This window comes from [Mycobacterium] manitobense, from assembly GCF_025821665.1.
GTDB classification, from domain to species: Bacteria; Actinomycetota; Actinomycetes; order Mycobacteriales; family Mycobacteriaceae; genus Mycobacterium; species Mycobacterium arseniciresistens.
The window spans coordinates 107,733-122,217 of the sequence record NZ_JACKSJ010000062.1 but is presented as its reverse complement, the minus strand read 5'-3'; the positions used below and the strand labels follow the sequence as shown (position 1 = coordinate 122,217).

The window sequence follows — 14,485 nt, the reverse complement described above, 5'->3', positions numbered from 1 at the left end:
ACGGCTTACAGTTTAGCGCCTGTCAGCAGCAGCGGGCGCCCGGATTCGCATCCGCGGCGGCGTGCCGCAGGCGCCAGTACTCCCGTTCCGAGGGCACCGGTTCGCCCGGGTGGAGCCGCCTGCGGTGTTCGACGTACCGCCGGTAGTGGTTGTCGCCCATCAGTGTGGCGCAGTACCAACGGATCTGACGCGCAACTTCTGCAGATCTTCTGGCAGCTCGTCCCATTGCTTGGCCACCTCCTTCTCGGCCCTGGTCGCAACCATGCCCGACGGGGCGAACAGTCGCGACGGCACCGGGTCGTCCTCCGTCAGCGGGCTGCCGGTGCCCCTGACGGCACGCAGCGCCATCACCACGCCCGCGGCGAACACGATGACCACCAGCACCGCGAAAACGATCGACAGGGTGCCCTGGATGAACGTGTTGCGGATGACGGCGTCGAGCTGACCCGCGTCCTTCGCCGCATTGAACGCCGTCTTGCCCGCCTCCTTGGCCTCGCGGTACTGGAAGTGCTGTGTCCAGTACCCCACCTTCGGATCACCGGAGAAGATCTTCTGCCAGGACGCCGTCATGGTCACCACCAGGTCCCACAGCAGCGGAACACCGGGTATCCACGCCCATTTCAGCAGCCCGCGCTTGATGACCACCACGGTGACCACCGTCAGCGCGATGGCGGCGAGCAACTGGTTCGCGATGCCGAACAGCGGGAACAGGGTGTTGATGCCGCCGAGCGGATCGGTGACGCCCATCAGCAGGATGCTGCCCCACGCGGCGACGACGATGATGCTGCAGATCCATGCCCCGACGCGCCAACTCGGGTTCTGCAGCCTCTTCAGCGGCCCGCCGAGATTGCCCAGGGCGTCCGACAACATGAACCGCGCCACCCGGGTGCCCGCGTCGACCGTGGTGAGGATGAACAGCGCCTCGAACATGATCGCGAAGTGGTACCAGAAGGCCTTGAGGCTCTCGCCACCGAAAACCTGGAGCACTTCGGACATGCCGAACGCCAGCGTCGGCGCGCCACCGGTGCGCGACACGATCGACTCCTCGCCGACGCCCTTGGCGGCGGCGTCGAGTTCGACGCCGGTGATGGGAGCGTCCGACAGTCCGAGGCTGTTGACGTAGTCCGCCGCGGTCTGGGCGGTGCCACCGGTGGACGCCGCAGGCGCGTTCATCGCGAAGTACAGGTGCTGGTTGAGGATCGCCGCGGTGATCAGCGCCATGATCGCGACGAACGACTCGGTCAGCATGCCGCCGTAGCCGATCAGCCGCATCTGGCTTTCCTTCTCCAGCAGCTTCGGTGTGGTGCCGGAGGAGATCAGCGAGTGGAAGCCCGACAGCGCGCCGCAGGCGATCGTGATGAACAGGAACGGGAACAGTGACCCGGCGAACACGGGCCCGGTGCCGCTGGCGGCGAACGACGAGATCGCGGGGGCCTCCATGATCGGCCGCGCCAGCAGGATGCCGATCGCCAGCAGGACGATGGTGCCGACCTTCATGAACGTCGAGAGGTAGTCGCGCGGGGCCAGCAGCAGCCAGACCGGCAGCACCGATGCGGCCAGCCCGTAGATGATGATGCACCACGACAGCGTCACCTTCGACAGCGTGAACCAGTCGGTGCCCCAGGAGGTCTCGGCCACCCAGCCGCCGGACGCCACCGCAAGCAGCAGCAGTGCGACGCCGATCAGCGACACCTCCGACACCCGGCCGGGTCGCAGATACCGCAGATAGACACCCATGAACAGCGCGATCGGAATCGTCATCGCGATGGAGAACACGCCCCAGGGGCTCTCCGCCAGCGCGCCGACCACCACCAGCGCCAGCACCGCCAGCAGGATGACCATGATGACCAGCACGCCGACGATCGCGGCGACGCCGCCCACGGTGCCGAGTTCGTCACGGGCCATCTGGCCCAGCGAGCGGCCCCGGCGACGCACCGAGATCGACAGCACCAGATAGTCCTGCACACAGCCGGCGAAGACGGCGCCGATGATGATCCAGATGGTGCCCGGCAGGTATCCCATCTGCATCGCCAGCACCGGCCCCACCAGCGGGCCCGCGCCGGCGATCGCGGCGAAGTGGTGCCCGAACAGCACCCGCCGGTCGGTCGGCATGTAGTCGGTGCCGTTCTCGAAAACCTCGGCAGGCGTTGCGTTCTCGTCCTTGGGCTTGACGATCTTCATCTCGATCAGCCGGGCGTAGAACCGGAAACCGATGACGTAGGTGCAGATCGCGGCGATGACGAACCAGACGGCGTTGACCGTCTCACCCCGGAAGAAGGCGATGACCGCCCAGGCGACCGCCCCGATCACGGCGATGACGCCGAAGATGATGCGGTGCTTGGCGGTGATGGGGGAGCGGTCGACGACCGCCACCGGCGGTAGGTCCTTGTCCGTCCGGACGTAGGTGATGTGGCCGTCGGTCGTCTGCTCCGCAAAAGGAGCCGCGGGCGCGGGGGTTGAAGCCATGGGCCGATCTTTCCACCGGTGCCCGGCCGATTGGGTGGATTCGTTCGGTCGGCTCGTCAGCGTCGTCGGTTCCTCGCGCGAGCGCTCGTCAGCGCTCGTAGTAAGCCCGCACCGTGTCGACGGTGTCGGCCTCGGCCGGAGCCTTGTCGTCCCGGTAGCGCAGCACCCGGGCGAAGCGCAGCGCCATCCCGCCGGGGTAGCGGCTCGACCCCTGAACCCCGTCGAACGCGATCTCGACCACCTGTTCGGGCCGCACCCTGACCACGTAGCCGTCGGTCGGTCCGTCCGCCAGGTCGAGGAAGCGCGCGGTCTGCCAGTCGAGCATCGCGTCGGTCATGCCCTTGAATGTCTTGCCCAGCATGACGAATGCACCGGTGGCCGGATCGCGGGCGCCGAGATGGATGTTGGAGAGCTTGCCGGTGCGCCGTCCCGACCCCCACTCCACGGCGAGCACCACCAGATCCAGGGTGTGCACCGGCTTGACCTTGAGCCAGCCCGCGCCGCGCCTGCCCGCCTCGTACGGCGCCGTCGGCGATTTCGCCATCACACCCTCGTGCCCCGCCGCCAGCGTCGCGTCGAGGAACCGCTGCGCCGCCGCGGAGTCGGTCGTGTGCAGCCGGTCGACGCGCTGCGCGGCGGGCACCAGCACGTCGAGCCGGGCCAGCCGCTCGGCGGTCGGCAGGTCCAGCAGGTCGTCACCGTCGACGTGCAGCAGGTCGAAGAAGAAGACAGACAGCGGTTGGCCCTCGGCGTCGCGACCGCCGCGGCGCCCGAACCGCGACGCCGTCACCTGGAAGCGGTCCGGCCGCCCGTCGGGTCGCAGGGCGATCGCCTCGCCGTCGGCGATCAGCGTTCGAACCGGCAGCGCCCGGGCGGCCGCCACCACCTCGGGCAGCCGGTCGGTGACGTCGTCGAGGCTGCGGGTGTAGATCGACACGTCGTCGCCGTCGCGGTGGATCTGCACCCGGGCGCCGTCGAGCTTGGCTTCGAGCACCGCCTCGCCGCCGAGCCGGTCGAGGGCATCGGCCACGCCGGTCGCGGTCTGCGCGAGCATCGGCCCCACCGGCCGGCCCACCGTGAGCGTGAACTGGTCGAGGGCCGCGTCGTCGCCGGTCAGCGCCGCGGCCGCCACCGCGGGCAGGTCGCCTGCGAGCATGGCGGCCCGCCGCACGGCAGGCGCCGCGATTCCCGACGCCTTGGCGACGGCGTCGGCCATCACGCCGGCCAGGGCGCCCTGGCGCAGTTCGCCTGACAGCAGCCGGCGCAGGAAGGTCTGCTCGACGTCTGTGGCGGCGGCGAACAGGGCGGAGAGCAGTGCGGCCCGGCGCTGCTGTGATCCCTTGCCGGCCACCGCGCCGATCTCCGACAGCGTCGCGTCGACGCCGCCGACGGTCAGCGACGGCTCCTCGGCAGGCGCGGGCAGCGAGCGCAACGCCGCCCAGCCCACCCCGATCTGGCGTTGCGGCAGCTCGCCGGACAGCCACGACACCACCACCGCGACGAGCCGGGCGTCGCGCTCCTCTGCGGCGCGGGCGAGCAGTTCGGCGATCCGCGCGATCTTGGCCAGCCGCGCCGACGTGGAGCCCACATCGGCGGAGGCGGTGGCGACGTCGACCAGGTGCACGGGTCCAGCGTGGCACGCGGGTCGGACACGCGGCGGGCACCCGTCTGCCGCGAGCGACCGCTCCGGTACGCCGGGATGCGGCGTGTCGGCGTACAGACACGGCCGCTCGCCGCGGGTCAGCGCACCGCGAAGATGATCGACTGCCAGCCCGACGCGCCGTCGGGAACCGGATCGGCGCGCTGCTCGGTCTGCACCGCCCCGGTGTTGTCGGTGGCGCGCACGGAGATCGTGTGCAGGCCGGTCTGCTCGGCCCGCCAGTCGATGCTCCAGAGCCGCCAGGTCTCGTTGGAGTAGCTCGCACCCAGCGTCGCGGGGCGCCAGTCACCCTTGCCGCCGGGCGGGTCGATGCGCACCTCGACGGCGCGGACCCCGCGGTTCTGCGCCCATGCCACACCGCCGAACGTCGCCGGTCCCAGCGCGACGTCCTGCCCGGTGCGCGGCACGTCGATGCGCGACTGCGTCTTGATCGGCCCGCGCGCCGACCAGCCCAGCTTCGTCCAGTAGGCCTCGGCGCGGTCGAAGCGGGTCAGCTCGAGGTCGACCACCCACTTGGTCGCGGACACATAGCCGTACAGCCCGGGCACCACGAGGCGCGCCGGGTAGCCGTGCTCGGTGGGCAGCGGCTCGCCGTTCATCCCGACCGCAAGCAGCGCGTCGCGGTCGTCGGTGAACGCCTCAACGGGCGTGCCCGCGGTGAACCCGTCGACGGAGGTGGACAGCACCATGTCGGCGTCGGGATGCACGCCCGCCTCGGCCAGCAGGTCGCGCACCCGGTAGCCGGTCCACTTGGCGGTGGAGATGAGGTCCCCGCCCACCGGATTGGACACACACGCCAGCGTGATGATGTCCTCGACGGCCTCGAACCGGTCCAGATCCTCGAAGGTGTAGGTGATCTCGCGGTCGACCATGCCGTGGATGCGCAACTTCCAGTCGGCCCGGCTCAGCTGCGGCACCGAAAGGGCGGTGTCGATGCGGTAGAAGTCGGCGTTCGAGGTGACGAACGGCGGCAGGTCGACGTTCGCCGGCTGCACCGCCGCCGGCACCTCGGGGGCGGTCCGCCCGACCCGGGGCAGCGCGAAGTTCTGCCGGTCGCCGGACACCGACGAGGTCAGCCGGGACAGCACGGCGCCCGCCACGCCGCTGGCGGCGCCCACCGCCAGGAAGCCGACGCCGAAGAGGGTGAGCCTGCGGCCCCGGTCGGTGTGGTCGCCTTCGGCGCTTTCTGTTTCGGCGCCGTCGTCGGGCGCGTCCTTGATGCGCCCCGACGTGAGCAGCCGCAGCACTGCGATTCCGCACACCGCACCGATCACCGTCGGCAGCACGTCGATTGCCGACGATCCCGGCCGCGAGAGCACCGCCGCAGCGCCGAGCACACCGGCCGCGGCGATCGCCAAACTGCCGACCGGCATGCGCCGCGACTCGAAGCGCGCGCTGATCGCGGCGATCACCAGGATGACCGCGACCACGAGAACGGTCAGCACGAGTTTGTCCGCGGTGCCGAACGTGGCGATGGCCCATTCCTTGACCGGCCCCGGCGTCCGGTCGATGACGGCCGACCCGACCGCGGTGCGTGAGTCGGCAGCCGGACCGAACGGCACGGCGACGAGCTCGGCGACGCCGAGCGCCACCGCGGCGGCGGCGATCCCGCACAGCGCCCATGGGCCTCGCGGCGATACGGCCATGTCTGTCAAGGTACTGCCGGGGAAACCCCAGGTCGGACCCGAAACGCTTACCGAAGGGTGACGTCGGCTAGGTTGCTTTACAGTTCAACCCCGATGTGGAAAGGAAGCTAGATGGAGATCGAGGGCAAGAAGGCCATCGTGGTCGGCGGGGCCTCCGGCTTCGGCCGGGCGACCGCCGAGCTGTTGGCCAAGCGCGGCGCGCGCGTTGCCGTGCTGGACCGTCCGCAGTCCAAGGGCAAGGAAGTGGCCGACTCGATCGGCGGTTCGTTCCACGAGGTGGACGTCACCGACTTCGACGGCACCGAGAAGGTGCTCGAGCAGGTGGTCGCCGACCTCGGCGGACTGCACATCGCGGTGACCACCGCGGGCGGCGGCATCGGCGAGCGCACCATCAAGAAGGACGGCCCGCACAGCCTGGACTCCTTCCGCGCCAGCGTCGACCTCAACCTCATCGGCACCTTCAACATCAGCCGGCTCTCGGCGTGGCACATGAGCAAGAACGAGCCCGTCGACGACGAGAAGGAAGAGCGCGGCGTCATCATCAACACCGCCTCGATCGCCGCGTTCGAGGGACAGATCGGGCAGGTCGCCTACACCGCGTCGAAGGCCGCGATCGCCGGCATGTGCCTCACCATGGCCCGCGATCTGGGCAGCCTGGGCATCCGGGTGCTCGCCATCGCCCCCAGCCTGTTCGCCACCGGGCTGACCGAGGGAATCCCGGACGAGTTCGCCAGTCAGCTGACCAAAGACGCCGCCTTCCCCAAGCGCCTCGGCCGGCCCGACGAGTACGCCAAGCTCGCCGCGGCGATCGTGGAGAACGCGATGCTCAACGGCCAGTGCCTACGACTGGACGCCGGTCAGCGCTTCGCCCCCAAGTGACCTCGTGATCTCGGTGTCGTCGGTTGCGCTCGAGGCAACCGGCGACACCGAAACGCACTAGGCTGCGCGCGTGGCGACCATTGCTGATCACGTGATCTCGGCCCTGTCGATCAGCGGCGTGCGCCGCGTCTACGGCCTGCCCGGCGACAGCCTCAACGGCTTCACCGACGCCATCCGGCGGTCAGGGGCCGTCTCCTGGGAGCACGTCCGGCACGAGGAGACCGCCGCGTTCGCCGCGGCCGCCGACGCGGCGCTCACCGGTGGTCTCGCGGTGTGCGCGGGCAGTTGCGGGCCCGGCAACCTGCACCTGATCAACGGCCTGTTCGACGCGCACCGCAGCCGGATGCCCGTGCTGGCGATCGCCGCCCACATCCCGCGCAGCGAGATCGGCTCGGACTACTTCCAGGAGACCCACCCGCAGGACCTCTTCCGTGAGTGCAGCGTCTACTGCGAGCTGGTGAGCACACCGGAGATGGCGCCGCGCATCCTCGAGATGGCGATGCGGGCCGCGGTGGAGGAGAACGGGGTGGCGGTCGTCGTCGTCCCCGGCGAGATCTTCAACCAGCGGGCAGACGCGTCGGGCTGGACGGCCCGCCCGGTGGTGGCGACCCGATCCGTGGTGCGGCCCGACGACGAGTCGCTGCTGCGCGCCGCCGCCATCCTCAACGCCTCACCGCGGGTGACGATCCTCGCCGGCGCCGGTGTGCAGGACGCCCACGACGCCGTCGTGGACCTGGCCGCCACCCTCAACGCGCCGGTGGTGCATGCGTTGCGCGGCAAGGAGTTCATCGAGTACGACAACCCGTACGACGTCGGCATGACCGGCCTGCTCGGCTTCGCCTCGGGCTACAAGGCGATCAAGGAAGCCGACGTACTGCTGATGCTCGGCACCGACTTCCCGTACCAGCAGTTCTATCCCGAGCACGCGAAGGTGATCCAGGTCGACATCCGCGGCAGGCACCTAGGCAGGCGCACCCCGGTGGAACTCGGCCTTGTGGGCACCGTGCGCGACACCGTGGCGGCACTGGCGCCGCACCTGAAGCGCCGATCGGACCGCGAGCACCTCGACCGTTCGCTGCGCCACTACCGCCGCACCCGCAAGAATCTCGACGAGCTGGCCGTCAACGACCGCGATCGCAGCCCCATCAGGCCGGAATACGTTGCCGCACTGGCGAATCGACTGGCCACCGATGACGCGGTGTTCACCGTCGACGTCGGCTCGCCGGTGGTGTGGGCGGCGCGCTATCTCACGATGAACGGCCGCCGGCGGCTCATCGGCTCCTTCAACCACGGCACGATGGCCTGCGCGCTGCCGCACGCGATCGGCGCCCAGACCACGTTCCGCGACCGGCAGGTGGTGGCGTTGGCCGGCGACGGCGGGCTGACCATGTTGTTCGGCGAACTGGTCACCCTGATCCAGAATCGGTTGCCGGTCAAGGTGATCGTCTTCAACAACTCTTCGCTGAACTTCGTCGAGCTGGAGATGAAGGCCGCGGGCATCGTCAACTTCGGCACCGATCTGGTCAATCCCGACTTCGCCGCGGTCGCGACGGCGATGGGGGTGTTCGGCAGGCGGGTGGAGGCGGCGCGCGACCTCGAGCAGGCTCTGACCGACGCGTTCGCCTACGACGGCCCGGCGGTGATCGACGTTGTCACCGCCCGCCAGGAGCTGTCGATTCCGCCGGCCATCACCGTCGAACAGGCCAAGGGCTTCTCACTGTACGCGATCCGCACCATCCTCGCCGGTCGCGCCGACGAGTTGCTCGATCTGGTGTCGACAAACGTCGCCAGGCGCATCCTCGACTGAGGACCACCCGATTCGTGCTTTCCAACTGAATTCCAATCGGCGCCGCTACCGTTTGCCCATGCGCATCAAAGTGTGGTCGACGGCGGCGGCCGTAGTGGTGCTCCTCGCGGGCTGTGCCGGTCCAGATCCGAAGGTCCCGGGTTCGTCGAAGGCGGCGGCGCCCGACGCCAGCGACGTCGAGATCGTCGGCGACCCGTCCGACCCGGTGAACAAGATCGCCATGCAGTCGATCGCCGATCTGCAGGACTACTGGGGCAAGCAGTACCCCGACCTCTACGGCGCGCAGTACGAGCCGGTGGCGGGCGGGCTCTATGCGATCAACCCCTCCAGCGACGACGCGCCGCCCTGCACGGCCAGCGCCGAGGAGGTGGCAGGCAACGCGTTCTACTGCCCCAGTGAGGATGTGGTGGCGTGGGACGCCGAGGGGCTGCTGCCGGAACTGAGGGAGAAGTTCGGCGACTTCGTCATCCCGGTGGTGATGGCGCACGAATGGGGGCATGCCATCCAGGCGCGGTCGAACTTCACCGCGCGCACGGTGACCCGCGAACTGCAGGCCGACTGCATGGCAGGAGCATGGGCCCGACATGCCAAGGACGACGGCGTGTTCGACGTGTCGAGCGCCGACCTCGACACCGCGCTCGCCGGCATCCTCGAACTGCGTGACACCCCGGGCACGTCGAAGATCGACCCGAATGCCCACGGCAGCGGGTTCGACCGGGTCGGCGCGTTCCAGGACGGGTTCGACAACGGGCTGTCCCGCTGCAAGGTGTACCGCGACGACGATCCCATGGTGCTGGAGTTGCCGTTCAACGACGTCCTCGACGAGGCGAGCGGCGGGGACGCCCCGTACGACTCGATCGTCAACGGCGTGCCCTACGACCTGGAGGACTTCTGGAGCCGGGCGTACCCCGAGGTGACCGGCGAGCCGTGGTCGCCGTTGGCCGGCCTGGAACCGTTCAGTCCGGACAGCCCGCCGATGTGTGGCGACCAGTCGGCCGAAGGTTTCGCGCTGTTCTACTGTGTGCCAGACGATTACGTGGGCTGGGACAACGAGGCCTTCATGCCGCGGATCTACCAGCAGGGTGGCGACTACGCGGTGGCCTCGCTGCTGGCCACCCAGTACGGACTCGCGGCGCTGACGCGGCTGGGCGACCAGTCCGACGAGAAGACCTCGACTTTGCGCGCCGACTGTCTGGCCGGGGCGTACACCGCGAGTGTGATCCTCTACAACCGCGCGGACACCAGCACCTACCGCATCTCACCCGGTGACCTCGACGAGGCGATCAAGGCCCTGCTGGTGTTCCGCGGCGACGCCGACGTGGAGCGTCAGGGGGCGGGCTTCGCCCGGGTCCGGGCGTTCCGGGAGGGCGTGATCAACGGCGTCGCGCCCTGTCTGGAGTACCAGGCCTGATCGTCGGGGGAGCCGGCGACGCCGTGTCGCGCGGCTGAGACGATGTCTCCCATGCCCGACGACGCGCTGTCCCTGCCCACGCTGAGCGACGAGGCGCAGGTCGCGCTCGCGCGGTGGCTGGCCCGCGAGGGCCTCGGCTCGACCGTCACCGACGTCGAACCGCTGACCGGTGGTTCGCAGAACATCGTGGTGCGGCTGCGGGTGGACGGACGAGCCATGGTGCTGCGCCGCCCACCCCTTCATCCCCGACCGACCAGCGACAAGACGATGCTGCGTGAGATCGCAGTGCTGCGCACATTGGCCGGGACGACGGTGCCGCATCCCGGATTCATCGCCGGCTGTGAGGATCTCGACGTCCTGGGGGTGGTGTTCTACCTGATGGAAGAGGTCGACGGCTTCAACCCGGGCAACGAGATGACCGACGCCTACGTCCGCGACGCCGGCATGCGCCACCAGGTCGGGCTGTCGTATGCCGCGAGCCTGGCCCGGCTGGGCAACGTCGCCTGGGAGGGCAGCCCGCTGGCCGCCATCAAACGCCCGGGATCGTTTCTGGAACGCCAGGTTCCGCAGTTCCTGCGGCTGCTGGAGAGCTACCGGCACGACGGCTACGCACCCGAGTCGTTCCCGGCCGTCACGTCCCTGGCGAAGTGGCTGACCGACAACCGGCCCCCGGACCGCGAACCCGGGATCATGCACGGCGACGCGCATCTGAACAACGTGCTGCTGCGGCGCGACCGCCCCGAACTCGCCGCGTTCATCGACTGGGAGATGTGCACCGTCGGCGACCCGCTGCTCGACCTCGGGTGGATGCTGATCTGTTGGCCCCTCGATCCCAATCCCATCGACGCCGGTTCGCAGCTCGCCGCGCTCGGCGGCATCGCGAGCCGGCGCGAACTGCTCGAGGCGTACCTGGGCGCCGGCGGTCGCGAGACATCGCGGCTGGACTGGTATCTGGCGATGGCGTGTTTCAAGCTCGGCATCGTCATCGAGGGCACGTGGTCGCGCTACCTGGCCGGGCAGGCCAGTCCGGAGGCGGGGGAGCGGCTGCACGCGTCGGCGCAGAATCTCGTCGACCTCGGTAGCCGGGTCGCGGGCGGCGACAACCCGTTCGACCTGTCTCAGGTGTAGGCGTCGACGCCGAGCTTCACGGCCAGGGCGATACCGCCGAGCCCGACCGCCGCCCGCAATGGACCGGCGGGTGCGTGGCGGACGACGATCGGGCCCAGTCGCGATCCCACCAGGCAACCGAAGCCCAGCGTCACCACCGCGGGCCAGTGCACCGGCGCGAGGAAGACGAACAGGACTGCCGCGGTGGCGTTCGATGCGCCGAGGATGACGTTCTTGTCCGCGCTGGCGTGCGGCATCGTCTCGCCGGCGGCGAGCATCAGCGCCAGCAACAGCACGCCGGCGGCCGCGCCGAAGTACCCGCCGTAGATGCAGATCAGGAAGATCGTCACGGCCTGGGCGATCGTCGCCGCGCGGCTGCGCGGCTCGTCCTCGCCGCCTGCGCGGCCCCGGCGGCGCGGGATGAGGATCGCCACGGCGGCGAGGCCGAGCAACACCGGCACCACCTTCTCGAAGCCCTCCGCCGGTGTGGACAGCAGGAGCACCGCGCCCACCGCACCGCCGAGGACGGCGCCGGGCACGATGCGTTTGATGGCGTCGCCGCGGCCCTTCAGCTCCGGACGCGAGCCCCATATCGACCCGACCCCGTTGAACACCACGGCGACGGTGTTGGTGACGTTGGCGGTCACCGGCGGCAGGCCCACCAGGAGCAGCGCCGGATAGGTCGCCACCGACGCCAGCCCGGCGATGCTGCCCGTCAGCCCGCCGGCGACACCCGCCACGACCAGGAAAACGCCCTCGTGCCAGGTCACCGGCACCACACTAGGGTCCGCAGCGCGCACGGACTGCCACCGCCGGTGTGGTCTTCGGCACCTCGACGGGGCCGTCGGCACCGGGCCCGAAAGTGTTTGCGTCGCGACGCGGGGACGTCTACAGTCGCGGACGTGCCAAGGCGACTCGTAGTAGCAACCCGCAGCGGGGTCTGATCCAGACCGACCCCTCGCTGTGGGTCGTTGCTACACCGTCGGTCACTTCCTCTTACCAGAGATGGCCGGCACACATGATCACCACATCGTCGAGTTCATCCGCGATACACACCGCAATCAGCGCCGCGCCACAGAACTGGGCGCCCACCACTGCTGCGCCGTTCGCGGCCGGCGTCCACGCCCCGGTTCCCCGTGGCCTGCGCAAGGAGGCCGACGCGTTGTCCTGGAACGAATTCCTCGCCGAGTACGCCCCGCACTCCGGCCCGTTGCGGCTGGGCCACTGGGCCTGCACCGATGCCGACCGGCCCGCCACGCGACTGGGCCCGCAGGCCCGCAACTACCAGGCCACCCTGGCCGTCGGGGACCGGATCGACACGTCGTCCGCCGCCGCGTCCGGACCGGTGGCCGCACTGACCGTGATGCTGCACGACCGCGGTTTCCCGGTGGAACTGGTGGCCTTCCACCAGATGCCGGCCGACGAGGGCATCGCGACATTTCTGCGCGGCTCCGACGGCACGCGCACGGAGTGGGCGATGGGCCTCTCCGACGACGCCACCCAGTCGGCGTTGCGCGCGGTGATCGCGTGCGCGAACCGGCTGCTGGCGGCGTGAGGGGCTAGGGACGGTTGAGCGCCCACGCGCCGAACGCCACCGCCGCCGCGGGCACGCCCACCATCGCGGCGGCACCGGCGCGCGGCACGTCTTTGCGGCTCAATGCGCCTGCGGCGCCGTCGGCGACATCGCAGGCCAGCCCGACACGGGCCCAGACGTGCCGGCGCGTGCCCTTCCCCGACACCGTGCCGAGTCCGACGAGCACGTCGCGCACACCGAACAGGCGCCACAGGTAGCGCGCCTGCCCGCCGGGTGACTCCAGACCGAACAGCCGAGCCGCCAGATCCGGACGTGCCCAGGCCAGCGCGCCGATGCCGATCCGCATCGCGGCGAGCGAGACGATGCCGGTGTCGGCGATGCGTGCGCGGCGGGTGCTCAACGGCGTCAGTGCAGCGGCCGCAGGACGATGCGCATGCCGTCCTTGGGCACCGGCATACCGCCGTAGTCCCATTCCGTCGTGTACTCGGGGTGCGGCAGTTCCAGCCGGTACTTGCGCAGCAGCCGGTGCAGGATCGTCTTGACCTCGAGCTGGCCGAACGTCATGCCGATGCACTTGTGCGCGCCGCCGCCGAACGGGCTGAACGCGTAGCGGTGCTTCTTGTGCTCGTTGCGCGGCTCGGTGAACCGCAGCGGATCGAACTTCATCGGTTCGGGGTAGAGCTCTTCGAGCCGGTGGTTCATGCCGGGGTAGGCGATGACGTTGGTGCCCTTCGGCAGGTAGTAGCCGAGCAACTCGGTGTCGCGCACGGTCTGGCGCATCGCCCACTGGACGGGCGTGACCAGGCGGATCGACTCGTTCATCACCAGGTCGAGCGACTCGAGCTTGTCCAGCGACTCGATGTCGACGGGGCCGTCGCCGAGCCGGTCGGACTCGTCGCGGCAGCGCTCCTGCCACTCGGGGTTCTTGGCCAGGTGGTAGATCATCGTAGTGGCGGTCGAGGTGGACGTGTCGTGCGCGGCCATCATCAGGAAGATCATGTGGTTGACGATGTCGGCGTCGGAGAACTTGTTGCCGTCCTCGTCCTCGGTCTGACACAGCACGGTCAGCAGGTCGGAGCCCTCATGGCCGCGCCGCTCGCGGACCCGCTCCTCGAAGTAGTTCTCCAGCAGCTTGCGGGCCTGCATGCCGCGCCACCAGGTGAACGGCGCGACCGGCTTGCGGATGATGGCGTTGCCGGCCCGCGTCGTGGTGGTGAACGCCTTGTTGACCTTGGTCACCAACTCTTTGTCGGTGCCCGGCTCGTGGCCCATGAACACCATCGAGGCGATGTCGAGGGTCAGTTCCTTCATGGCCGGATACATCAGGAAGCGCGCGTCGTTGGCCACCCAGTCCTTGGCGATCACCTGCGACACGACCCGGTCGACCTGCTCGGTGTAGCCGACCAGGCGGGTGCGTACGAACGCCTCCTGCATGATCCGGCGGTGGAACATGTGCTCCTCGAAGTCGAGCAGCATCAGGCCGCGGTGGAAGAACGGCCCGATCACCGGCACCCAGCCCTGCTGGGAGAAGTCCTTGTTGCGGTTGGAGTAGACCGCCTGCGCGGCGTCGGGTCCCAGCGCGGTGACCGCGGGCAGCGCGGGGGAGTCGGCGTAGTACAGCGGGCCGTACTTGCGGTAGATGTGCAGCAGATAGTCGGGGCCGCCGCGGAACATCTCGACCATGTGGCCCAGCACCGGCAGGCCGGCGTCGCCGATCACCGGCTTGAGGTCGCTGCCCGCAGGCGGCGTGGACATCGGCTTCTGTGGGAACTCGGTCTGCAGCAACCTGCGCTCGAGCGCGCCGAGGCCGGGGAAGTTGTTGATCGACGGTGTCAATCGACGCTTCGCCTGGTCGAGCAGGTAATCCGTCGTGTTGATCGTCGCCGTCATGTCATGCTCCTCACGCACAGAAACTGTGGCCGCTGTCACTCCCGATCATCATCCTGCTGGGCGCAGTTGACGCCTGTCAAGTTTG

The 14,485-nt window shown here is 69.6% G+C and carries 12 protein-coding genes; 5 read left to right on the top strand and 7 right to left on the bottom strand.

Annotated features, from left to right (window positions below; all coding sequences use genetic code 11):
- Positions 1-22: 22 nt before the first annotated feature.
- From H7I41_RS08015 to H7I41_RS08000, 4 genes are all read right to left on the bottom strand, one after another.
- Positions 23-226, bottom strand: coding sequence for a YbdD/YjiX family protein (locus H7I41_RS08015; protein ID WP_264012043.1), 204 nt, complete (start codon positions 224-226; stop codon positions 23-25).
- Positions 160-2,466 (bottom strand): carbon starvation CstA family protein, encoded by a 2,307-nt coding sequence (locus tag H7I41_RS08010; protein WP_264012042.1) that lies wholly within the window; start codon positions 2,464-2,466, stop codon positions 160-162. Before H7I41_RS08010 ends, H7I41_RS08015 begins: the two co-directional genes overlap by 67 nt.
- Positions 2,467-2,554: 88 nt before the next feature.
- Positions 2,555-4,090, bottom strand: a complete 1,536-nt coding sequence (locus H7I41_RS08005) for an ATP-dependent DNA ligase (protein WP_264012041.1) — start codon at positions 4,088-4,090, stop codon at positions 2,555-2,557.
- Between the two features lie 116 nt (positions 4,091-4,206).
- On the bottom strand, positions 4,207-5,772 hold the full coding sequence (locus H7I41_RS08000) for a molybdopterin-dependent oxidoreductase (RefSeq protein ID WP_264012040.1): 1,566 nt from the start codon (positions 5,770-5,772) through the stop codon (positions 4,207-4,209).
- Positions 5,773-5,883: 111 nt separating this feature from the next.
- Here H7I41_RS08000 and H7I41_RS07995 point away from each other — a divergent pair, with 111 nt between their 5' ends.
- The 4 genes from H7I41_RS07995 to H7I41_RS07980 all read left to right on the top strand — a co-directional run bounded on the left by H7I41_RS07995 (position 5,884) and on the right by H7I41_RS07980 (position 10,997).
- Positions 5,884-6,651 carry an SDR family NAD(P)-dependent oxidoreductase gene (locus tag H7I41_RS07995; protein WP_264012039.1) on the top strand — a complete coding sequence of 256 codons (768 nt, stop codon included), beginning with the start codon at positions 5,884-5,886 and terminating at the stop codon, positions 6,649-6,651.
- A gap of 70 nt (positions 6,652-6,721) precedes the next feature.
- Complete coding sequence (gene poxB, locus H7I41_RS07990; RefSeq protein ID WP_264012038.1) at positions 6,722-8,458, top strand: ubiquinone-dependent pyruvate dehydrogenase; 1,737 nt, start codon at positions 6,722-6,724, stop codon at positions 8,456-8,458.
- Positions 8,459-8,516: 58 nt separating this feature from the next.
- The gene (locus H7I41_RS07985) at positions 8,517-9,869 is read left to right on the top strand and encodes a neutral zinc metallopeptidase (RefSeq protein ID WP_264012036.1); all 1,353 of its coding nucleotides are present in this window, start codon (positions 8,517-8,519) and stop codon (positions 9,867-9,869) included.
- A 51-nt stretch (positions 9,870-9,920) separates the two neighbouring features.
- Positions 9,921-10,997 (top strand): phosphotransferase family protein, encoded by a 1,077-nt coding sequence (locus H7I41_RS07980; protein ID WP_264012035.1) that lies wholly within the window; start codon positions 9,921-9,923, stop codon positions 10,995-10,997.
- Here H7I41_RS07980 and H7I41_RS07975 read toward each other — a convergent pair.
- Positions 10,988-11,746 carry a sulfite exporter TauE/SafE family protein gene (locus H7I41_RS07975; RefSeq protein ID WP_264012034.1) on the bottom strand — a complete coding sequence of 253 codons (759 nt, stop codon included), beginning with the start codon at positions 11,744-11,746 and terminating at the stop codon, positions 10,988-10,990. The genes H7I41_RS07980 and H7I41_RS07975 overlap by 10 nt on opposite strands.
- Before the next feature lie 248 nt (positions 11,747-11,994).
- Between H7I41_RS07975 and H7I41_RS07970 the strand changes: the two genes are divergently transcribed.
- A complete protein-coding gene (locus H7I41_RS07970; protein WP_264012033.1) occupies positions 11,995-12,531 on the top strand; it encodes a 2-isopropylmalate synthase in 537 nt (178 codons plus the stop codon).
- 4 nt (positions 12,532-12,535) lie between these two features.
- On the opposite strand, the gene H7I41_RS07965 is transcribed toward H7I41_RS07970, so the two are convergent.
- Both H7I41_RS07965 and H7I41_RS07960 read right to left on the bottom strand, forming a co-directional pair.
- Positions 12,536-12,910, bottom strand: a complete 375-nt coding sequence (locus H7I41_RS07965) for a hypothetical protein (RefSeq protein ID WP_264012032.1) — start codon at positions 12,908-12,910, stop codon at positions 12,536-12,538.
- Positions 12,911-12,915: 5 nt separating this feature from the next.
- On the bottom strand, positions 12,916-14,400 hold the full coding sequence (locus H7I41_RS07960) for a cytochrome P450 (protein WP_264012031.1): 1,485 nt from the start codon (positions 14,398-14,400) through the stop codon (positions 12,916-12,918).
- Between the last annotated feature and the right edge of the window lie 85 nt (positions 14,401-14,485).

Excerpts from the sequence above, each read along its gene's own strand:
- H7I41_RS07985 (WP_264012036.1), top strand. The coding sequence starts at position 8,517 with ATGCGCATCAAAGTGTGGTCGACGGCGGCGGCCGTAGTGGTGCTCCTC.
- H7I41_RS07960 (WP_264012031.1), bottom strand. The coding sequence starts at position 14,400 with ATGACGGCGACGATCAACACGACGGATTACCTGCTCGACCAGGCGAAG.
- H7I41_RS07970 (WP_264012033.1), top strand. The coding sequence starts at position 11,995 with ATGATCACCACATCGTCGAGTTCATCCGCGATACACACCGCAATCAGC.
- H7I41_RS08000 (WP_264012040.1), bottom strand. The coding sequence starts at position 5,772 with ATGGCCGTATCGCCGCGAGGCCCATGGGCGCTGTGCGGGATCGCCGCC.
- H7I41_RS08015 (WP_264012043.1), bottom strand. The coding sequence starts at position 226 with ATGGGACGAGCTGCCAGAAGATCTGCAGAAGTTGCGCGTCAGATCCGT.
- H7I41_RS07995 (WP_264012039.1), top strand. The coding sequence starts at position 5,884 with ATGGAGATCGAGGGCAAGAAGGCCATCGTGGTCGGCGGGGCCTCCGGC.
- H7I41_RS08010 (WP_264012042.1), bottom strand. The coding sequence starts at position 2,466 with ATGGCTTCAACCCCCGCGCCCGCGGCTCCTTTTGCGGAGCAGACGACC.
- H7I41_RS07980 (WP_264012035.1), top strand. The coding sequence starts at position 9,921 with ATGCCCGACGACGCGCTGTCCCTGCCCACGCTGAGCGACGAGGCGCAG.